Origin of the sequence: Edaphocola aurantiacus (genome assembly GCF_019797745.1) — a bacterium.
GTDB lineage: Bacteria > Bacteroidota > Bacteroidia > Chitinophagales > Chitinophagaceae > Edaphocola > Edaphocola aurantiacus.
The window spans coordinates 708,234-729,427 of the sequence record NZ_VOSI01000001.1; the positions used below are offsets into that span (position 1 = coordinate 708,234).

Here is a 21,194-nt window from a genome sequence, read left to right on the forward strand (position 1 = left end):
TATATTTACCGCAATGGTTTAGTTTAAGGTGTGTCGCCTTTCAAAGCATCATATCTGGTGCGGGCCTGTTGTATGTAGGTACTGCCCGGGTAAGTGGTGATCAGGTGTTCGTACTGCTCCCTTGCCTTACCCTTATCTTTTATCTGTTCTTCAAATATCTCGGCCAGTTTCATCGTGGCATCATCGCCCAGCACATCATCACTGTACTTGTCCTGTATGATGCGCAGATAGTCGATTGCTTTGTAATAATCCTGTTTTTTCATGGCGATTTTAGCCCTTTGCATGGCTATATCATCCTGCAGGTCATTATCTGGATAGGCTTTTGCAATACTGTCCAGCAATCCATCTGCCTCATCATATTTATGCTGAAACAACAGCAGATCTGCTTTGGCAAAGCGTTTGAGCACCGTAAAATCTTTATCTTCCGGTGTATTCTCTGTGATGAGCACTGAAAGGTAGAGGGCATCATTGGCGATCAATTCGGATGTCGACGCTTTTAATACAGATAACTGCCCTTGTGCATAATCGAAGTCTCCACGGTAATAAGAAAGTTTGGCATTGCGAAAGCGGGCTTCCTCTCCGAGGTAATCTTCTTTAAAGGTTTTATCTACCTGTGCATAGAGTAGTGCGGCATCCCAGATCTTGCCGGTCAGGATGTTATAATCACCCAGAGCCAGTTTCATCTTTCCCTGCAGATCGGGCGCCAGGTAGGGCTGCTCCAGCATATGCTCCAGAGTATCTATAGCGATCTCTGGCTGATGCTCATATAAAGCCATATTTCCGGTATAGTCCAGTACAAGATCATTGTTTCTGTACTGCGGATACTCTTGTATAAATGAGCTATAGTCCTGCTGCAATTGCTGCAACATGGCCATATTTATGGGATAGCTATGCTCCAGCTTTTCCTGCATAATGATCAGGTACAATTGTCGTGCCTGCATATAAGACGGACTGATCTTACTCAGCTGTATTACATACCGTACACCTTGCAGTGCCAGCTCATGCTCTTCTTTCTGATACTGTTCTTTGGCCCAGTTCATCACCAGTCCACCCTGCCTTTGCTGGCCTTCATCCAGTTGTATCATTTCTTTCAACTGCTCAGACTTGTCTCCCTTACCGGATTGCAACCAGGCATACAACTCTTTCCACAAATAATTATTTGATTCCTGATTCAGCTTTTTCGACAAAGCCGTTTCAAACTTTTTGACCTTTTTAGGATTCCCCTGTATGATACGGTCTATGGAGTTCTTCGCATTTTCTATGGAGAATGGCTGTGCTGCGATGGATTCCAGCAGCAGTGTCACGGCCTTATCCGTCTCTCCCTTCTGGTCGTACAGTAATGCCAGTTCGTAACTAAAAATGTATGGATTCCGCACTTTATCCCGGAAGGCTTCCATTGTTTTGAGCTCATAGTCCGCATTCTTATAAAACCGGAAAGCACCCACTAGGCCCGTAGCCTGAAACTCATTGCCATTCAGCATGGTAAGGCTCTGATCGTAATACTGTCGGGCCGATTTCGCATCTCCCTTCAATTCAAATGCATTTCCGATATCAACCATAATACTCAGGTCTTCCCGGCGGATGCGGCTCATATATTGCCCCAGGGCTATTGCGGTATCATAATTTTTCGTCTGCAGTAATGCAGAAAGGTAATTGTCGTAAAATCGTTTATCGAAAGGTGCAGACACATACAGCTCCTTCAGCAGGGGTAATGCTTTATCATACTCTTTATTATTCAGCATCATCTGTGCATTCCGCTCTGCTTCCAGGGTACTCTGTGCCATTGCCGGTACCGACAGCAACCACATTGCTGCAGCTATTAAACCATATTTCCAGTATGTCCAGTTCATCCAGTGCTAATTTAGGTAATCTTACCTTATATAAACGATAAAAAGCGAAATCCGTGGACTTCGCTTTTTATCGTTTATGATTTTTTTGCTGCTCTGGCTTTCTTTTCTTCTTCAAACTCTACTACTTTCAGGATAGTACCACTCGAAAGACTCTTGCCTACCAGTTTTTTATCCTTATCCAGCAGGTAGATTTTCGGAGTGCTGTATACATCATAAAGCGGTTTGTATTCCAGCTTATTTTTTGCATCTACCAGCGTCTTCCATTCTGTGATCTTGTGATCTGCATTGAACTTCAGTAATTCAGAACGATCGCCGTCGGTTGGTACAGATACCACGCGAACACCATATTTTTTCAGATCTGTATTGTACAGGTCAATGATTTTAGGCATCTCTTCCATACAGTGACCGCATTGCGGAGACCAGAAGATCAGTAAGGTATACGGTGAATTCCCGCTGCGGATACTCTCATCCTGTAAGGTCGTTAAATCCTGCAGCGTTACATCCGGCGCCGGATTGCCCAATACATTCGGTGCAATTTTAGCAGCACGGTCCAGGTAGCGGTTTACACCGGCAGTGTCGAGCCAGTAAGCCTTTCCTTTACCAAAATAGTTTTCTACCAGGTGTACAAAGGAGGCATCCACACCCATCATTTTGCTCTCGGCAGTATAATTACCCAACCAGTGCAGGATATATTTATATACTTCCTGGGCCGGTTCCGCTTTCTTCAGCAGTTTGTCCATCTCCATATTAATGGTATCCGGTACCGGGTATACCAGCTGGGAGAAGTATTCGTTCAATCTGCCATCAAGAATAGGCGTTTTGGCCAGCCTGTTATCGGTAAAGTCAAAATTATCCCAGAAGTGGGCTTTGTAATTATTCAGTGCATACATAGAATCTACGGTCTTACCGTCGGCCATGTAGTGCTTTTTCTTATCTATATCCGGAGCATCCATAGCTCTGAAGATCTGTGTCAGCAAGCTTTTCGGATGGCTGCCAAAGTATTTTCTGCGATAGGCCTTATCTTCCTGGCTTAGCTTTTCATACTTTTCCTGCAATTTAGTGGTATCGGATTTTGTTTTGGCTTTGGAGGCCTCATCCTGCAGTGCTTTACGCTTAGCCGCCTGTCCTACCATAAAGGTTTCATGGGCCTCAAAATCTTTATTGATCTCATTTTTAGCAAAGTGTGCTCTGTGGTCTGCTCCAACGGTAGCTTCTACATCGTAACCATTGTCCAGCAATAACTGAAAGAAGGCTCCGCGCTCCTTATACATCACCACATAAATACCGCCTAATATGCTATCTTTATGCTGAAACGTAGCACTGGTGCCATTCTGCACCTGGGCGGAGTCTGTTTTATAAATGGTAGGAAGTCCTTTCCCGAAATAGTGTGCCAGGTAAACGTACTTGTCAGTGATCGGTTCTGAAAAATTGACTTTTACGGTATAACCGTTTTTTTGTGCCTGAGCGGCGCCTGTCATGGCCACCAGGGCAGTAAGTACGGATAAGATTTTCTTCATTGTTGAAAATTACTGTTATGAGTCTTCTGTATTAAGCATACATCCTTCAAATCTAAAAAACTAAATTTTCCCATCGGAAAAATCAGCCTAAATTTGCAAAGGTTTAACCTTACAAATATATACATTGGGACGTAAAAATAAAAAGACAATCCTCAGCGGCATAAGGTTGGAACGATATGCTGCCGAGGGTAAATCCATAGCACACCTGGAAGACGGGAAAACCTTGCTGGTACAGGGTGGTGTGCCGGGAGACACTGTAAAGCTGATAGTGTTAAAAAATAAAAAAAGTTATGCAGAGGCTAAAGTGATGCAAATTGAAAGCCCTGCAACGGAGCGCGTTGAGCCTTTTTGCAAGCATTTCGGAGTATGTGGTGGCTGTAAATGGCAGATGCTTCCTTATCATAAACAGACAGAATATAAACAACAACAGGTTGCCGATCAACTGCGCCGTATCGGTAATGTAGCATTACCGGAGATTATGACAATCTGTGGTAGTGAGCGCACCGAATTTTACCGTAATAAACTGGAATTCACCTTCTCTACCCAACATTACCTGACCCAGGAGCAGATCGATGCAGCCCAGGGAGAGGTGATCGAACGGGAACCAGCTCTTGGTTTCCACGCACCGGGTATGTTTGATAAAGTGGTGGATATCGAAACCTGCTATCTGCAACCAGAGCCCTCTAATAAGATCAAAAACCTGATGCGCCAGCTGGCCAAGGAGCACGATCTTCCTTATTATGATTTCAAAAAACAGGAAGGCTGGCTGCGTAATATGATCGTAAGGGTAGCCACTACCGGAGAGGTTATGGTAAACCTGATCGTACACCATAAACGCCCGGAGCTGTTTATACTGCTGGATGCGCTGAAGGATCAATTCCCGGAGATCAGCTCACTGAACTATACTATTAACGGTAAAAAGAACGATACGATCTATGACCTGGACGTGATCAATTATCATGGCAAGGCTTATATCGAGGAATACCTGGAGGACTTCCGTTTCAAAATATCGCCGAAATCATTCTTCCAGACCAATACTAAACAGGCAGAAAAACTGTACCAGATCACCCGCGACTTTGCCGGCCTGACCGGAGAAGAGGTGCTATATGACCTGTACTGCGGTACGGGAAGTATCGGTATCTTCTGTTCTAAAGGTGCGAAAAAAGTAGTGGGTATTGAGGTCGTAGCAGATGCTATTGAAGATGCCAAGATCAATGCAGCCTGGAACAACCTGGAGCATTGTGCTTTCTTTGCCGGTGATGTGGCAGATATTGCTACTGATGCCTTTTTTGCAGAACATGGCCGTCCGGATGTGATCATTACCGATCCTCCACGTGCCGGTATGCATGAGAAACTGGTGCAGCAATTGCTGAAAATGCGCGCACCGAGAGTGGTATATGTAAGTTGTAACCCTGCCACACAGGCCCGTGACCTGCAATTGCTGGATGAGGCTTATGCAGTACTCAAAATACAGCCGGTAGATATGTTCCCGCATACACACCATATCGAGAATGTGGTGCTGCTGGAATTAAAATAGACATAGTATCTCATTTGCTAAAGGCTGCTCCCATAGGAGCAGCCTTTAGTTTTCCAGGTATCGTCTATACTCGTCCCGTGGTATCATAATGGCCCCCAGGCTCATCAGGTGATCGTTAGGTATCTGGCAGTCCAGCAAACTAAACTTCCCCTGCCGGCAGAGCCAGATCAATGCCATCTTGGAAGCATTACTAACACCGCTAAACATACTTTCACCACAAAAAACATTCTTAACCACCACACCATACATGCCCCCTACCAGCGATCCATGCTCCCATACTTCTACCGAATGAGCATGCCCAGCCTGGTGCAGCCGGAGGTATGCAGCCTGCATTTCCGGTATGATCCAGGTACCATCCTGTCCCGGTCGCTCTATTTGCGCACATTGCCTGACCACCTGCTCAAAGGCCTGGTCAAAGGTGACCTGAAAACGCCCGCTCCGGAGCAATTTCTGCATACTTTTACTTACCCTCACCTGCTCCGGCACAATCACACAACGCTCGGGCGGAGCATACCAGCAGATCGGCTCCCCCTCGCTATACCAGGGAAATATCCCATGCTGATAGGCTTTTTTCAGGGTTTCACATTCCAGGTTGCCGCCAATCGCGAGTAGACCATCCGGGTCGGCATGGAATACATCAGGAAATCGGGTAAAATGTGGGGGTAAAATGATCATATAATTCAATTACGGTAATGATTTTAAAATGTCAGGATTGATAAAAAACCATAAGCTATTGAGCCAGGTCACTTACTGCCTTCGCCAGAATAGCGATTGCCTTCTCCATTTCCGTCTCGTTCAGGTCTCCAAAACCCAGCCTCATAGCGGTAATATTACGGTTTTGGTACAATATCGTTTTGGGAATAAATAAATCGCTGCGGGCACAGATTTTACTGACCTGGCTCAGGTTGACAGGTGCGGCCCATTCAGCCCAGATCGCCAGGCCTCCGGAAGGCTTCTGAAAGCGTATATGGCCTCCAAGATACTGCTGTAACAGCGCAGTACAATCATCACGGCGTTGTTCGTATATCTTAAGTGATTTCTTCAGGTAGCGATGTATCTCCCCTTCGGCAATCATTTCACCCAGGGCCTGCTCCATCACGATATCTCCCTGCCGGTCTATAATGCCCAGCAGTTTGCGCATCTCCACCATCAGGTTCTGCGGTGCTACAATAAAACCGGTACGAAAGCCCGGCGCCAGTGATTTGCCGAACGAACCTACATAGATTACCATGCCATGTGTATCGGCACTGGCCAGCGGCAATACCGGATTTTTATCATAGTGGAAGTCGTAATCATAATCATCCTCCAGGATAATAAAGCCATAGGTTTTAGCCAGCTCCAGCAAGGCAAGCCGCCTTTGAGCACTAAGCGTAACCGTCGTGGGATAATGGTGATGCGGTGTAAGGTATAACATACGCACGGGGTATTGCTCACACATGGCTTTTACTGCCGCCACATCAATTCCCTCCTCATCTATGGATACGGTTTTGATCGCCGCACCGGATTTCTGGAAAATCATATTGCTGGCAAAATAGCTTAACTCCCCTACCAGTACGATATCTCCTTTGTTCAGCAATATTTCTGAGGCTATATAAATACTCATTTCTGTACTGCGGGTGATCAGCAGATTCTCGCGGGAGATATGCAGCCCCCGGGACAGGTTCAGGTAATTAGCTAAATGCTTTTTAAAAAATTCACTACCGTCCTGGTTATAGTGCCCCAGCATTTTCTTAGTGCTTCTTCGTTTCAACTGCGCGCTATACCAGCGGGAGTGCTGATCGATATGCGATAAACGGATATCGGGTATACCATCATTAAAGACATGGGTGCATTCTGAATGCTCAAAAGGATTATCCAGCAGATTGGTCTTCTGAAATGTGAAGCCGGTTTCCTGCGGATATCCGGACCAGGACATAACACCACCAGATAGTCCGGACAATTTCCGCCCTTTACCGGCCGGTGTACCTATAACAAAGGTCCCTTTATTGGGTCTCGCTTCTACCCAACCCTGTGTCAGCAGTTCTTCATAAGCTGCCACAACGGTATTCCGGTGCAGATCCAGTAGGGCACTTAGCGCCCTGGTACCCGGCAGCCGGGTGTTGGCAGGCAGGTACCCCCGCTGTATCGCCTGTATTAACTGGTGGGTCACCTGCATATAGATCGGGGTCTCCAGGTCACGAACGATTTGTACAAAACTCTTATATGGGATCTCAACCGGACTACTCATAATATAAAAACTGGCACATCGTGACAGACCGGCAATATACTACTTTTGGCGCAAAATACGCTTATGAGCTTTTATGAACTGCTGCAACAGGTCGCGTCAAATCCGGAGTTACACGCCCGTTGGCTGAACACACTCTCCTTTATGGAGAATGCCGGTGCCCGCAAAATATCGGCCTGTGAGCATGAAACGGAGGTGGACATCATTCAGCTGAAACACGCTGCAGAAGAGCATCGTCATGCTTACTATCTGAAAAAGCAGATTAGCAAGATCGACCCGGCACTTTGCCCGGACTACCATGCCGATCACCTGCTGGCCCCGGTGGCTACCCGCCAATACCTGCATCGCCTGGACATTCTGGCCTGTAAATATCTCCTGCAACACTTTGAACTGGACCGGAAAGCGCTTAAATATGCTGCCTACCTTTTTGTTACTTATGCGATCGAGGTCCGTGCAGATGAATTATATCCGGTGTACCAGCAGGTACTGACTGAACAAGGGCATAAGGTAATGGTGAAATCCATTATCCTGGAAGAAGCGGGGCATCTTGAAGAAATGATCCAGCAATTACAACGCTTTTCTCCTGTCTGGGAGGAGTATGCAGCTGCGGTTGCAGCTATAGAACAGACCCTGTTCAATCAATGGATAGAGCGCCTGCAACAGGAGGTGAAACCGGTATATGCATAATATTCTCCGGCATATAGACCAATACCTTGATACCGCGGCCAGTCTGCAGACATTAAGAAGCCTGCAGCAACCGGCAACGGGGATAGATTTTTGTTCTAATGATTACCTCGGTTTTGCCCGGAACCGCAAGTTGCACAAGCAGCTGGCACAAGATATACAAAAGGATCCGGCAGTACTCTCCGGCAGTACGGGCTCGCGGCTGATTAGCGGAAACTCTTTACTGGCTGAGCATACAGAAACATTCATTGCGGCGCAGCATAAAAGTGCGGCGGCATTATTATTCCCTTCGGGCTATATGGCTAACCTGGCCTTATGGTCGGCCTTACCGCAGCGGGGCGATACCCTTATCCTGGACGAGTATATACACCGTTCGGTACATGATGGCTGCCGCCTCTCCCCTGCTACCCGCTGGAAGTTCCGGCATAATGACTGCAATGACCTGGAATCCAAACTTAAGAAGACCTCCGGCGGTTGCTTTGTGGGCATCGAAAGCCTGTATTCTATGGACGGCGATCTGGCTCCCTTGCAGGATATAGCGGAGTTATGTACCCGGTATGGTGCGGCCCTGCTCGTAGATGAGGCACATGCGGTGGGCATATTCGGCCTGGGACTGGTACACCAGCTTGCCTTACAGGAGCAGGTACTGGCTACTACTATTACTTATGGAAAGGCTATGGGCAGCCACGGTGCAGCTATACTGTGTCCCGAACCGGTAAAGCAATACCTGATCAACAAAGCCAGTCCGCTGATCTATACCACTGCTGCGCCTGACAGCCAGTGGCTCGCGATAAAGGCCGCTTATACACTGTTGTCTTCAGATGCCACAGCACAACAACAATTACAAGATAATATCCTGCACTGGAAGGGGTATAAACTAAGCGCTCAAGACCAGGCAGGACCTATACAAACAATTAACTGCCCCGGCGTACAGGAAGTCAAAAAAATGAAACAGACATTACAGAAACAGGGAATAAACTGCTATGCCGTATGCAGCCCTACAGTGCCGGCAGGTACTGAGCGATTAAGGATATGCCTGCACAGCTATAACCTACCCCATGAAATTGAGCTGCTGGCTACAACGGTGTCGGCTTTCTTATAAAATATTGACATGACACGAGAGACCTTATTCGTCAGCGGTATCGGTACCGGCGTAGGAAAGACTATTTGTTCCGCGATACTGGCCCTGCATTTTGAAGCAGAATACTGGAAGCCGGTACAGGCAGGTGATCTGCACTGCTCCGACAGCATAACGGTATCCACCCTTTGTTCGGGCAAAATACATACGCATCCCGAAAGGTACCGCCTGCAAAAAGCAGCATCCCCGCATAATGCAGCTGCAGCGGAGGAAATCTGCATAAAACTTTCGGACTTTACCATACCGGATTATCGAAAAAAACTGCTGATCGAGGGTGCCGGTGGACTATGGGTTCCATTGTCTGACGATCATTTTATGATCGACCTCATACAATTATGCAATGCACCTGTGGCACTGGTGGCCAGGGATTACCTGGGTTGCATCAACCATACTTTACTATCTATTGAAACGCTGAAGCAGCGCAATATTCCGCTGGACTATATGGTGTTCAATGGCAATTTTGATCCTGATACGTTCAGGGTCCTGTACAGGCACCTGCCGCGAGGCGCCCATGCGATTCACATACCAGAACTGACAGACATCAATCTCGAAACGATTGCTGCTGCTGCACAACAAATCAAATTCTTTTAAACTAACATGATACAAAGTACCTCAATTCGTAACGACTGGACCAAAGAAGAAGTCCATGCTATCTATCACCAGCCGCTGATGGAACTGATCTACCAGGCAGCGACTGTTCACCGTCAATGGCATGATGCAGCTGCCGTACAGGTCTGTACGCTGCTTTCTGTAAAAACCGGCGGCTGCCCTGAAGATTGTTCTTACTGCGGACAAGCTGCCCGTTATCATACGGACATTACGGTACAGGCACTGCTTCCTACAGAAAAAGTACTGGAGCATGCCCAAAAGGCAAAGGATACCGGATCGACCCGCTTCTGTATGGCTGCGGCATGGCGCGAAGTACGCAACAACCGGGACTTTGACCGCATTATTGATATGGTAAAAGGGGTAAATGAAATGGGTATGGAAGTATGCTGTACCCTGGGTATGCTTACAGAAGACCAGGCAGAAAGATTGAAAGAAGCCGGCTTACATGCCTATAATCATAACCTGGATACATCGGAAGCGTATTATAACGAGATCATTTCGACCCGCACCTTCGACAACCGGATCAATACGATTAATAATGTACGCAAGGCGGGCATTACCGTATGCTCCGGTGGCATCATAGGCCTGGGCGAAACGCATCAGGACCGTATTGCGATGCTGCTCACCCTGGCAACTATGCCTAAGCATCCGGAATCTGTTCCGGTAAATGCACTGGCCCGTGTAAAAGGTACCCCGCTGGAAGATAATCCTAAAGTGGATACCTGGGAAATGGTGCGCATGATTGCGACGGCCCGCATCATCATGCCCGCAGCTACGGTAAGACTGAGTGCCGGCCGTATCGAAATGACCGAAACGGAGCAGGCATGGTGCTTTATGGCCGGGGCCAACTCTATCTTTACGGGTGAAAGAGAAACCCTACTGGTTACACCAAATCCGGGCATTTCAGAAGACATGCTCATGCTGCAAAACCTGGGTCTGAAACCACTGCAAAAAGAGGCGGCAACATGTGCACATTAAGTGAACGGGACCGGAAGGTAAACTGGCACCCCTACACGCAAATGCAGACTGCCGCTCCGGCTGTTCCTGTTGTTCGTGGCGAGGGGGCTTACCTGTATGATGATAAAGGGAATCGCTATATAGATGCGATTTCCTCCTGGTGGGTAACCCTGCATGGTCATGCCCACCCCTATATTGCTCAAAAGGTTTCGGAGCAATTGCATACGCTGGAGCAGGTGATTTTTGCGGGTTTTACCCATGAACCGGCCATATTATTATCGGAGCGGTTACTGGAGTTATTGCCCGCAAACCAAAGCAAGGTTTTCTATTCTGACAATGGCTCTACTGCTGTAGAGGTAGCCTTAAAGATGTGCCTGCAGCAGTCATATAATAATGGCCTGCCGAAAACGAAGATACTGGCGTTCACAGATGCGTATCATGGCGATACCTTCGGCGCTATGTCGGTAAGCGGCCGCAGCGTGTGGACCGCTCCGTTTAAGGACCAATTGTTTGATGTATTGTTTATCGATCCACCGAACGCAGACAATCTCCCGGCCATCAAGGATACGATCAGTCAGTATGCACAGGAGCTTGCCTGTTTTGTATATGAACCGCTGATACAGGGCGCTGCAGGTATGCTCATGCACCGCGCCGAAGAGCTGGATGAGCTGCTATCTTTCTGCCGTACGCTGAACATTCCTTTAATACAGGATGAGGTGTTTGTGGGCTTTGGCAGAACGGGCAAATTATTTGCAGCCAATCACCTGCATACCCAACCGGATATTATGTGCTTCTCTAAAGGGTTGACCGGTGGTACTATGCCTATGGGCATTACTACTTGCACGGAAAAGGTATACCAGTCATTTTTGTCTGAAGATCGTTATAAGGCATTGTTTCATGGCCATTCTTTTACAGCTAATCCACTCGCTTGCGCTGCGGCCCTGGCCAGTATGGACTTACTGTTACAGCAAGAAACACTGCAACGGATACAGTCCATCACGGAGCAGCATATTGTATTCGCCCAAAGCATTAATGAGCATCCGAAGGTTAAAACGGTAAGGTATACCGGTACAATCCTGGCTATTGAATGGAATACAGGTGAGGACACCTCGTACTTTAACCAGTTTGCTGCTGCACTGTACGGGTATTTCTGGGAGCGGGGTATACTGATACGGCCACTGGGTAATATACTATACCTGGTGCCTCCATACTGCATCAGTAATGAGGACCTCAATTACATTTACCAGACAATATCACAGGCATTGGATACCTTATAGCGGCTGAATATTACGGAGTATTGACAAAAGGCATAGTATATTTGCATCCAAACAATTATACTATGCTTCGTTATATATTATTCACCTGTCTACTGGGCATTAGTGCACTGGTACAGGCACAAACCCCGACGGCCAACTATACAATCTACAATACTAAAACAGGTGCGGAAGTTTCTTTTGCCGACATGATGCAATCATTGGGCAATGCAGATGCAGTACTGTTTGGCGAAGAGCATAATGACAGTATTGGTCATATGCTGGAACTGGATGTGTTGCAGCGCATGCATCAGCAGCACGGAGATAAGCTGACCTTATCGCTGGAGATGTTCGAAACGGATGTACAGGGCATTATGGATGAATACCTGGCGGGATGGATCAGTGAGAAGAATTTCAAAAAAGAAAGCAGGTCATGGAACAATTATAATGATTACCGTCCAATGGTACAATATGCACAGGAAAAGCATCTGCAGGTAGTTTGTGCCAATGCTCCTGCACGGTATACCAATATGGTCACCCGTAAAGGGCTTACGGCATTATTGCAGCTCCCTAAGGCTACGCAAAAAGCATACCTGCCCCCAATGCCTGTTGACACATTAACGGGTGCTTATTATGATCAGTTCCTGGAAGTAATGGGCGGACATACGGTGCCTAATATGCAATTGTATCAATCTCAGAATTTATGGGATGCGACCATGTCTTATTCCATTACCCGTGCGATGAAAAATAAAGTGGTACTGCATATGAACGGACGCTTTCATAGTGACCGCTACCTGGGTACTGCATACCGGGTAATCCAGCAGCATAAAAAGAAGAAAGTATACACGATTTCCTGTTTCAGGGCAGATCAGTATACCGCAGCAGAACATCAATCACTGGCTGATTTTGTGATCCTGACCAGGCTTTAATTATTTCCATTTCCGGGCTATACGAATGGCAGTTTCGAGCATATCGGGCTGCCATTTTTCTATATCCCAAACGCTGTTGCGTAAAGCGGTATGCTGCAGCTGCTCCATTGCCTCTGCATGTCCAGCCGCGTGTTCGAGGATGTAGGATAAGATCTGCTGTTCTCCGTACAGGTACTCATCTTCGATAATTTGTCCCGGAGGCAGACTTTGCTCCGGCAGGAAATTATTAGGAACTGCAGCCATTCGGGGATGATGCTCCAGGAATTGTTCTGTGATCTTTTGCATCTGCTGAAAATCATTTCTGAAACCGATCTTAGCTGCTTCAGTTTGCAGGCCGGCACCCAGCTGTTCCATCACCACATATTTTACCTGCGGGCACAAAGGCAAGGTCCGCTCCAACAGCTCAAATACCGATTCCGGCACCCTGCCATCATGCGTATCTCTGCGTATGCTACGGCTTTGGTCGGTCACAGCGGTTTCCCAGCTGCCTCCGGAGATATGAATCTCTCTGACCCGATCCAACGGATAGGCTTGTATCAGGACTTCAAATGGTATATTGAAATTGTGTAACTGGCAGTAGACATTGTGGAGGTCAAGGATAATGAATCCGTTTACCGGTTCTATTAACTGCTCCAGGAATGCTCCTTGTCGTTTTACCTCATCCAGGCTGTAGGCAAACGCCAGATTCTCCAGTCCTACCGGGCATTGTGCGGCATCCTGTATACGTTGCAGGCGATCGCGGCCTATGGCTACTGTGCCTGAAGTATAGGGAACACTCATTGGTGCTCCTTTATGAAAATCACTGCCGGTCATGAAACCGAAATGTTCTGTAATATGATCAAAACGGTATTGTCTGGTCAGCTGCTTCAAGCGCTGCAACCATGCAGCCTGCTCCGGCAGCAGCCTTCCGGAGAACAGAGAAAAAAATACCCCATGCCCAATAAGCCGGCCTTCATTGCTGTACGCAGTCAGCAGATCATAAAACCATTCCGGTATCACATGATCCTGCCGGAACAGGGCATCAAAAGACCATTCCAATGCGCCTACTACACCCTCTTCTAATAAAGGTAAGGATGCCGACAAGATATCGGCATCCAGGTTACAAGCAATAGTGGGTAAAATCGTTCTGCTCATAGTAATTTTTTATCCCATTCCACAGGCCGGGCAGTTATATGCTGTATCCGGCTGTTGATTGGCAGGGTTTTCAGTCCCAACCTTTTTCGCTTTTTCCGGCTTGGTTTGCACCTTATCGCAGGAACTGCTGCTTGCTTGTACGGCCAGCCCAACCACCAGGGCTCCCAATACTTTTTTAGAAATTTTCATGACGATATTGTTTAGATGTGTGTGACAATATGGATAATGTTTATTGCTTTTTCAATTTGTAGATATCAACTGTAGTATTTCCCTGCTGGCGGGTAAGCACCAGGGTATCATCATACTGGGTTATTTCATAAGTTCCATCCAGGATCAATGTCCAGTCAAAATTGGCACTCCATGTGCAGGTATCTTCAAATTGTACCTGGTTGTTGCCGATGGTATATGTACCGGAGCAAAGTGCAGGATAGCGCTCCATAGAAGCGTTTCCGGTCCAGTTACCATTGGATAAGGTAAGGCTTACTGCTGACGGGAGGCTTGAAGCCAGTGTCTGGCGCTGAAAAGTCCCAACATAAGTCCCGTCGCTCAGTGTAACCGTTGCCGGGTCCCGGAACATATCCTTACTACAGGAAAGTAAGGATGTTGCTATACATAAAAATATTATACCTGTTTTCTTCATGATTTAATTACTATTATGGGATCGGGACTGCTTCCTGCTCCCGTATTAATAAAGACGGATAATTCAGTACTTTGCTTAGTAAGTAACCTAATTTTCCTTAAAAAAAGAAAGAGAGGATATCCTTTAACAGGATTTCCTCTCTTTGTATTGTTTACGATACTGTAAATTAAGCAGTAGCTGCGCCTTCCAACAAAACAGTTGCTTTGTTATTCAGTACTTCTACAAAGCCGCCTTTGATCGTATATAATTCTGTATTCGTTTTATCTTTCAGAATTTTCATTTTTCCTTCGCCCAGCGCGGCAACCATGGCTGCGTGGTTTTCCAGAATTTCGAAAGAACCCTCTACACCCGGAAGCTGTACACCGTACACCTCTCCGCTATAGATTTTTTGTTCTGGCGTTAATATGTCTAATTGCATTTGATCAAGTTTAAAATTTCAAAAGTCAATATGTGCACTGACCTTTTACTTTACAATTAAGCTTTAGCTTGCTCTAACAGTTTTTTACCTTTAGCGATTGCATCATCGATAGTACCTACCAGGTTGAATGCAGCTTCAGGATACTCATCTACTTCACCGTCCATGATCATGTTGAAACCACGGATCGTTTCTTCGATTGGTACCAGTACACCTTGCAGACCGGTAAATTGCTCTGCTACGTGGAACGGTTGAGATAAGAAACGTTGTACACGACGAGCACGGGATACTGTTTGTTTATCTTCTTCACTCAGCTCATCCATACCCAGGATAGCGATGATATCTTGTAATTCTTTATAACGTTGTAAGATACGTTTTACACGCTCAGCACAATCATAGTGTGCATCACCAACGATAGCAGCAGACAGGATACGAGAAGTAGAATCCAATGGATCTACCGCAGGATAGATACCCAGATCGGCAATTTTACGAGACAATACGGTAGTAGCATCCAAGTGGGCGAAAGTTGTCGCAGGAGCCGGATCCGTTAAGTCATCCGCAGGTACATATACCGCCTGTACAGAGGTAATTGAACCGTTTTTAGTAGAAGTGATACGCTCTTGCATCAGACCCATCTCAGTAGCCAGGGTTGGTTGGTAACCTACCGCTGAAGGCATACGACCTAACAGGGCAGATACCTCAGAACCAGCCTGAGTGAAACGGAAGATGTTATCAACGAAGAACAGGATATCTTTACCTTTACCATCGCCTTCACCATCACGGAAATATTCAGCCATAGTCAGACCAGATAATGCTACACGAGCACGTGCACCTGGAGGCTCGTTCATCTGACCGAATACGAATGTTGCTTTAGATTCTTTCAGACCTTCCATATCTACAGCATCCAGATCCCAGCCACCTTTTTCCATAGAGTGGAGGAATTTTTCGCCATATTTAACGATACCAGCTTCGATCATCTCACGCATCAGGTCATTACCTTCACGTGTACGCTCACCTACACCGGCGAATACTGATAAACCACCGTGTCCTTTAGCGATGTTGTTGATCAGCTCCTGGATCAATACGGTTTTACCTACACCCGCACCACCGAACAGACCAATTTTACCACCTTTTGCATATGGCTCGATCAGATCGATTACTTTAATACCAGTGAACAGGATTTCTGTAGAGGTACTTAATTCATCGAATTTAGGCGGTTTAGCGTGGATAGGACGGCCATTCTCTTTATTAGGCTGAGGCAGACCATCAATAGCATCACCAGTTACGTTGAATAAACGGCCATTGATTTGAGGTCCGATAGGCATTGCAATTGCTTTTCCGGTATCAACAACCTCCATACCGCGTACAAGACCTTCTGTACCATCCATCGCTACGCAACGAACGCTATCTTCTCCTAAGTGCTGTTGCACTTCCAAAACTAATTTGTCTCCATTCTCGCGCTTTAATTCTAAGGCGTTGAAAATTTCTGGCAACTTATTTTCAGCACTGAAATGTACGTCAATAACTGGACCAATGATCTGTTTAATTTTACCAACGTTTGGCATATCTAAAATTTAATTATTAAGAATTGTAATATTTCAATTTGGGTGCAAAAGTATGACTCTATTAGCAAAAAATAAAATTTTATTCTGATTTAATTCATATTTAAATGGATTGTCATTTAATTTCTACACTTATATAAGGATTTAGGCTTTTCTGCTGTCCATTCTGAGGATTTAAACACTGTATTTCAGAAAAAACAATAACATCCCCCACCTGCACCTCATTGACCATTCTGTTATACTCAGCAGTAAATTTAGGACCATTGGCAAAAGACTGATCTGCCAGCTTATGTCCGTCCCGGAATACCCTTACCCTGTACTGGCTCACCGGTTGCGGTACATTGTAGTCAAATCCGTTCAGGGAAGACACCAGCCCTATCTGGGCCAACAGTTCCTGGCGGCTGATCTTGCCCTCATCACTGATACCGGCCAGCGTTACCGTAGGCGCAGGAATCGTTTTCACACGGTAAGTATAACTTTCTATTATTTTTTCCTTACCATATATCTTTAAGGTAACAGAACCAGGAGCATTTGGCGTAAAGATGTAATGCACAGGATCAACTCTGTTGATCACCACCTTATCCATTTCCATTTTTACATCTTCCGGTTTGTAACCCGATACCAATATGCTTACCGGGTTAGGTACGCCGGCGTACAGGATATTCATTTTATCCAGAGCAACCATGGCTTGTTGTGCCTGCAGCAAAGCAGGGCAACCACCAGTCACTAACGACAATAAGAAAAGCTTTTTCACCTGACTTGATATTAAAAATGAATAAAACAATATCCCCGCATTATTGCGGGGATAAATATACAATTTTTAAACATGGATTGAGACAATAATATTACTTCGTCAGTTGTATTTTTCCGGTATACAATTCCTTATTGGTTTGTATCATCATAAAATACATGCCATCTGCCATATCTGCCAGGGAAAGCGCAGACGGTATCTGCTGATCGTAGCGTTTGCATTCTCTGCCGGTCATGTCATAAAGTTTCAGGCTTTGAATCTCCTTCTGCTGCTCATTCTGAATATACACGATATCCCGGGATGGGTTGGGATAAAAACGAAAACCGCCTTCTGATGCAGGAATACCCTTTAATGAAGTCGGTGCACCGCCATTAATGGTTTTAAACAGCCCGTGTCCGCTGGCAAAGCCAACCTGCCCGTTCAGCATTTCTATTTCCAGTATCAGCATATCCTGCGGACTGGTCAGTTGCTTGGTCCATGATAGCCCACCGTTCGTTGTTTTATATATAGATTGTGCATACACTATATATCCCTCCAGGGGACTGGTAAAGTGAATATCTGTAAGCGACATATCTGTAAAGGTATGGCCGGTCAGCTCTGTCCAGGTGTTTCCGCCATTGGTTGTCCGTAATATTTTGCCGGGCATACCGGTAGCTACAGCCCATCCATGCTGCGCATCAGAGAAATGCATCTGGCTGATGCCATCATATACAAATACCTGCTGAGGTTCTGTGGTATCACTGTATACTTCTGTCCAGGACACCCCGGCATTGGTCGTTTTAAAAATGCGATCCAGGTTGGTGACATTTCCGTACTGGGCCAGGCTTACGAAACCGGTCGTCTGATTGATGAAATAAATATTGGTTATATAATGATACTCAGGTATCAGCTCCTGGCGGCTAAAGGTAGCCCCGCCATCTGTAGTACGGGACAGTGTGCCCATATTACTGATAAAACCGGTATCCTTGTTCAGGAAACGGATTTTATAAAAATAAGCACCGCCACCGATCGTATCATACATTGGTTGCCAGGTCTGCCCGCAATCGCTGGTCTTGAAACAGGTGGGGCCTACCGCAAAGGCGGCAAAGCCTGCTGCGAATCCGTGCTGTTGGTCTGTAAAATGTACTTTGAGCGCTGTCGTTGTACCAAAGGTAATAGTGTCCCAGGTCTGGCCACCGTTTACCGATTTCAGCAATCCCATGCTTTCTGAAGAACTGGCAAAGATGGTATCCTGATTGAGTACATTGAGGTCTGTGATACCGCTGGTTAAGGAAGGGGAACGCATGACCCACTGGGCATTTGCGTTAAGCGCGAGTATCCCGGATAAAAGGATGAGGCATAACTTTTTCATGATCGCTGAATTTATAGGGTTATAATTACTCCTACAAAGGTCCGCAGTATCGGTGTACACTGTTTGCAAATACCCGTAATAAAATTGCAAAAAAACACATCAGGCCTTATACTCCGAAGGGCTCTGTCCTGACTGCATTTTAAACCAGTTACTGAAATGTGCAGTTTCTTTAAAGCCCAGCTCCAGTGCTATTTCATTGACCGGCAGCCCTGAAGTCATCAGCAGTTGCCGTGCTTCTTTGAGCAGGCGTTCCTGTTCCAGCTGCCTGAGGCTTTTGCCGGACGCTTGTTTGATACGGTTCTGCAATGTTCTGGCAGTGACATGTAGTGCAGCGGCGTACTGATCGGGTGTCCAGCGGTCTTTAAAATGTTTATGGATCAGCGAGACTACCTGCTTCAGCAAAGGATCATTGGTGCGGGAAGTACCTGGTACATCATGAAAAACAGTTGCGATCCTGGTCAGGAAAGCGCCGATGAGTTGAAGCATATATAGCTTATCGCCTTTATTGGCCTGCATTTCCTGAAAGAGCAAGGCAAACTTCACCTGATCTTCTTCATTGAGGTTAATAATGCGGGAGCGGTTAAATATATCCTGGAAGTCTATTTCTGAATTCAGGATGGAAAGCTTGTCCAGCAACTGATCTTTGTATACAATAGCAAATCCTTCAGAATGCATGCTGCGCTCTACCCAATGCAGATCGCGCGCAGCAATAAGGTGTATCGACTGATCTTCGATGCTATAGTCTTTAAAGCTGATATTGTGTGTACCTCCACCTTTGAGGAAGACCATAATCTCATTGTATTCATGTCCGTGATAATGGTCGAAGGGGTAACTTTCAGGATTGTCCAGGTATACATACCGTGCAATATTGCTACGGACTTCATCTTCCGAATATTTGTATACTTCGTAATGCTCCTGTTTCATGATGGCTTACAGATTGGGCTACCAAGTTACTGCATTTACGGGTGGGACACAAGCTGCTGATGCAGAAAAATACATGCATAAAAAAACCCTGCAATATGCAGGGTTAAAAAAAATGTAGTGGAAGCACACGGATTCGAACCGCGGACCCTCTCGGTGTAAACGAGATGCTCTGAACCAGCTGAGCTATGCTTCCTGAAATAAAAGAAAGTAGTGGAAGCACACGGATTCGAACCGCGGACCCTCTCGGTGTAAACGAGATGCTCTGAACCAGCTGAGCTATGCTTCCGGGAAATAAAGAACTTTTAGTGGAAGCACACGGATTCGAACCGCGGACCCTCTCGGTGTAAACGAGATGCTCTGAACCAGCTGAGCTATGCTTCCTTGTAATAACTGTATGATGACATACTGTTTTCACTAATGGATTGCAAAGGTAAACTCTGAAATCCGAACAACCAAATTTTTTACTACAATTCTTAAATCTGATTTGCATTAAATAGGGGCCATCCATTTACTGATGCAGTATGGTTAATAAGTGCCAGGCTCTTTACCGGGTCTACTTTGCGGCAAAGCAATGCTCCCGAAGCCTTTATTACTTCATAGTCTTCAAGGTCCAGTACTTTAGGACTCTTACCATCCGGAGAATTGGCCCAATCTATATAGCGCAGTATCGGATTTATACGGTCTTTGAATGTACTGTTGAGAATGACGGTTTGAAAAAATATTTCGTCTGCACAAAATGTGGTGCGGAAAAACCGGATCAGCTCAGGATGCTGATCTATATAGTCCAGGATATAATTAATGCAGGCCTGGTCGAGCATCCACCATTGCGATCCGCCATAGGCTTTAAGCCCCAGAGGCAGCACACGCCAGCGTCCCTTAAATAGACGGTAAGTACCATTGACCAGGTAGTAAACGCTTTTATACAATACCTTGCCCGCAAAACCTGCAAGCCCTTTGCGGCGGATATACAGGCGCGTCAGTTCACTACGGTGAAAGTGCCCTACCCTTTTCTTAACCTCCGGCCAATCTTCATCAATGCTGCTATAATCGATGTACTGCTGCCCTTCCTGCAGGCGCTGTGCAATCTCTGTTGTAGTGTACACCGGCAGATCTTGTCCGGAAAGGAAAATAACATGGCCGTACTGTGGTTGCTCTGCCTTGATCTGCCTCAGCGAATTTATGGTCGCTTCGCATTGAGACCAGCCGCCCCAGTTAATCGATACACGTTGCTTAACCTGTACTGCTTTAGGATTGATCTTACTGCAGTCCATAGCAGACTTCTTATCTATATTGACATACACCACTGACTGCGGACCAGACAAACAATCGATCAGGTAGTTAAGGTACTCCAGGTGATTATGTGCATGGATAAGGTAAATCTGTTTCAAGGATAATCCGGTTTAGGAAACGAAAATAGGAAAAAGCAACGCAGGTGCCAAGCGCAACATGTTATAGAACATAGCGGGCATAAAAAAAGGCAGATAGAATGCTATCTGCCTTTGTGTGGAAGCACACGGATTCGAACCGCGGACCCTCTCGGTGTAAACGAGATGCTCTGAACCAGCTGAGCTATGCTTCCCTTTTTTTGATTAAAATAATTCTTTCAAATTACTTTTGGTGCCCAGAACAGGAATCGAACCTGCACTCCGTTGCCGAAACAAGATTTTGAGTCTAGCGCGTCTACCAATTCCGCCATCTGGGCTCACACCATAAAAAAGT

Annotated in this window: 20 protein-coding genes and 5 tRNA genes; 7 read left to right on the forward strand and 18 right to left on the reverse strand. The window is 46.1% G+C overall.

Annotation, left to right across the window (positions count from 1 at the left end; translation table 11 throughout):
* Positions 1 to 23 precede the first annotated feature (23 nt).
* Positions 24 to 1,850 carry a tetratricopeptide repeat protein gene (locus tag FTD44_RS03055; protein WP_222165101.1) on the reverse strand — a complete coding sequence of 609 codons (1,827 nt, stop codon included), beginning with the start codon at positions 1,848 to 1,850 and terminating at the stop codon, positions 24 to 26.
* A 74-nt stretch (positions 1,851 to 1,924) separates the two neighbouring features.
* On the reverse strand, positions 1,925 to 3,367 hold the full coding sequence (locus FTD44_RS03060) for a thioredoxin-like domain-containing protein (protein WP_222165102.1): 1,443 nt from the start codon (positions 3,365 to 3,367) through the stop codon (positions 1,925 to 1,927).
* Between the two features lie 124 nt (positions 3,368 to 3,491).
* On the opposite strand from FTD44_RS03060, the gene rlmD reads away from it, so the two are divergent.
* Positions 3,492 to 4,904, forward strand: a complete 1,413-nt coding sequence (rlmD, locus tag FTD44_RS03065) for a 23S rRNA (uracil(1939)-C(5))-methyltransferase RlmD (RefSeq protein WP_222165103.1) — start codon at positions 3,492 to 3,494, stop codon at positions 4,902 to 4,904.
* Positions 4,905 to 4,949: 45 nt separating this feature from the next.
* Here the strand turns inward: rlmD and aat are convergent, their stop codons facing one another.
* Positions 4,950 to 5,579, reverse strand: a complete 630-nt coding sequence (gene aat / locus FTD44_RS03070; RefSeq protein WP_222165104.1) for a leucyl/phenylalanyl-tRNA--protein transferase — start codon at positions 5,577 to 5,579, stop codon at positions 4,950 to 4,952.
* Positions 5,580 to 5,634: 55 nt separating this feature from the next.
* On the reverse strand, positions 5,635 to 7,131 hold the full coding sequence (locus FTD44_RS03075) for an aminotransferase-like domain-containing protein (RefSeq protein ID WP_222165105.1): 1,497 nt from the start codon (positions 7,129 to 7,131) through the stop codon (positions 5,635 to 5,637).
* A 63-nt stretch (positions 7,132 to 7,194) separates the two neighbouring features.
* On the opposite strand from FTD44_RS03075, the gene FTD44_RS03080 reads away from it, so the two are divergent.
* The 6 genes from FTD44_RS03080 to FTD44_RS03105 all read left to right on the forward strand — a co-directional run bounded on the left by FTD44_RS03080 (position 7,195) and on the right by FTD44_RS03105 (position 12,698).
* A complete protein-coding gene (locus FTD44_RS03080; protein WP_222165106.1) occupies positions 7,195 to 7,815 on the forward strand; it encodes a hypothetical protein in 621 nt (206 codons plus the stop codon).
* Positions 7,808 to 8,914, forward strand: a complete 1,107-nt coding sequence (locus FTD44_RS03085; protein ID WP_222165107.1) for an aminotransferase class I/II-fold pyridoxal phosphate-dependent enzyme — start codon at positions 7,808 to 7,810, stop codon at positions 8,912 to 8,914. The genes FTD44_RS03080 and FTD44_RS03085 overlap by 8 nt, the downstream gene beginning before the upstream one ends.
* Before the next feature lie 9 nt (positions 8,915 to 8,923).
* Positions 8,924 to 9,541, forward strand: coding sequence for a dethiobiotin synthase (gene bioD / locus FTD44_RS03090; RefSeq protein WP_222165108.1), 618 nt, complete (start codon positions 8,924 to 8,926; stop codon positions 9,539 to 9,541).
* A gap of 6 nt (positions 9,542 to 9,547) precedes the next feature.
* Positions 9,548 to 10,537 (forward strand): biotin synthase BioB, encoded by a 990-nt coding sequence (gene bioB, locus FTD44_RS03095; protein ID WP_222165109.1) that lies wholly within the window; start codon positions 9,548 to 9,550, stop codon positions 10,535 to 10,537.
* A complete protein-coding gene (gene bioA, locus FTD44_RS03100; RefSeq protein WP_222165110.1) occupies positions 10,525 to 11,793 on the forward strand; it encodes an adenosylmethionine--8-amino-7-oxononanoate transaminase in 1,269 nt (422 codons plus the stop codon). Before bioB ends, bioA begins: the two co-directional genes overlap by 13 nt.
* Positions 11,794 to 11,855: 62 nt before the next feature.
* A complete protein-coding gene (locus FTD44_RS03105) occupies positions 11,856 to 12,698 on the forward strand; it encodes a ChaN family lipoprotein (protein WP_222165111.1) in 843 nt (280 codons plus the stop codon).
* Here the strand turns inward: FTD44_RS03105 and FTD44_RS03110 are convergent, their stop codons facing one another.
* From FTD44_RS03110 to FTD44_RS03175, 14 genes are all read right to left on the reverse strand, one after another.
* Positions 12,699 to 13,832, reverse strand: coding sequence for a multinuclear nonheme iron-dependent oxidase (locus FTD44_RS03110; protein ID WP_222165112.1), 1,134 nt, complete (start codon positions 13,830 to 13,832; stop codon positions 12,699 to 12,701). It abuts the gene before it with no gap.
* Between the two features lie 9 nt (positions 13,833 to 13,841).
* Positions 13,842 to 14,021, reverse strand: coding sequence for a chryseobasin-related MNIO class RiPP peptide (locus FTD44_RS03115; protein ID WP_129020703.1), 180 nt, complete (start codon positions 14,019 to 14,021; stop codon positions 13,842 to 13,844).
* A gap of 40 nt (positions 14,022 to 14,061) precedes the next feature.
* The gene (locus FTD44_RS03120) at positions 14,062 to 14,472 is read right to left on the reverse strand and encodes a hypothetical protein (protein WP_222165113.1); all 411 of its coding nucleotides are present in this window, start codon (positions 14,470 to 14,472) and stop codon (positions 14,062 to 14,064) included.
* Between the two features lie 166 nt (positions 14,473 to 14,638).
* Positions 14,639 to 14,890 (reverse strand): ATP synthase F1 subunit epsilon, encoded by a 252-nt coding sequence (atpC, locus tag FTD44_RS03125; protein ID WP_222165114.1) that lies wholly within the window; start codon positions 14,888 to 14,890, stop codon positions 14,639 to 14,641.
* 56 nt (positions 14,891 to 14,946) lie between these two features.
* The gene (gene atpD / locus FTD44_RS03130; protein WP_222165115.1) at positions 14,947 to 16,452 is read right to left on the reverse strand and encodes a F0F1 ATP synthase subunit beta; all 1,506 of its coding nucleotides are present in this window, start codon (positions 16,450 to 16,452) and stop codon (positions 14,947 to 14,949) included.
* A 112-nt stretch (positions 16,453 to 16,564) separates the two neighbouring features.
* Entirely contained in the window at positions 16,565 to 17,203 is a 639-nt protein-coding gene (locus FTD44_RS03135) for a GldM family protein (RefSeq protein WP_222165116.1), read from the reverse strand.
* A gap of 91 nt (positions 17,204 to 17,294) precedes the next feature.
* Positions 17,295 to 18,551, reverse strand: coding sequence for a YCF48-related protein (locus tag FTD44_RS03140; RefSeq protein WP_222165117.1), 1,257 nt, complete (start codon positions 18,549 to 18,551; stop codon positions 17,295 to 17,297).
* Positions 18,552 to 18,650: 99 nt separating this feature from the next.
* Complete coding sequence (locus FTD44_RS03145; RefSeq protein WP_222165118.1) at positions 18,651 to 19,475, reverse strand: AraC family transcriptional regulator; 825 nt, start codon at positions 19,473 to 19,475, stop codon at positions 18,651 to 18,653.
* A 118-nt stretch (positions 19,476 to 19,593) separates the two neighbouring features.
* Positions 19,594 to 19,668, reverse strand: a tRNA-Val gene (locus FTD44_RS03150).
* 18 nt (positions 19,669 to 19,686) lie between these two features.
* Positions 19,687 to 19,761: transfer RNA gene (locus FTD44_RS03155), tRNA-Val, on the reverse strand.
* A gap of 20 nt (positions 19,762 to 19,781) precedes the next feature.
* Positions 19,782 to 19,856, reverse strand: a tRNA-Val gene (locus tag FTD44_RS03160).
* A gap of 92 nt (positions 19,857 to 19,948) precedes the next feature.
* Positions 19,949 to 20,863 (reverse strand): beta-1,6-N-acetylglucosaminyltransferase, encoded by a 915-nt coding sequence (locus tag FTD44_RS03165; protein ID WP_222165119.1) that lies wholly within the window; start codon positions 20,861 to 20,863, stop codon positions 19,949 to 19,951.
* A gap of 116 nt (positions 20,864 to 20,979) precedes the next feature.
* Positions 20,980 to 21,054 (reverse strand) — tRNA-Val (locus FTD44_RS03170).
* A 36-nt stretch (positions 21,055 to 21,090) separates the two neighbouring features.
* Positions 21,091 to 21,177 (reverse strand) — tRNA-Leu (locus FTD44_RS03175).
* Positions 21,178 to 21,194: the final 17 nt, after the last annotated feature.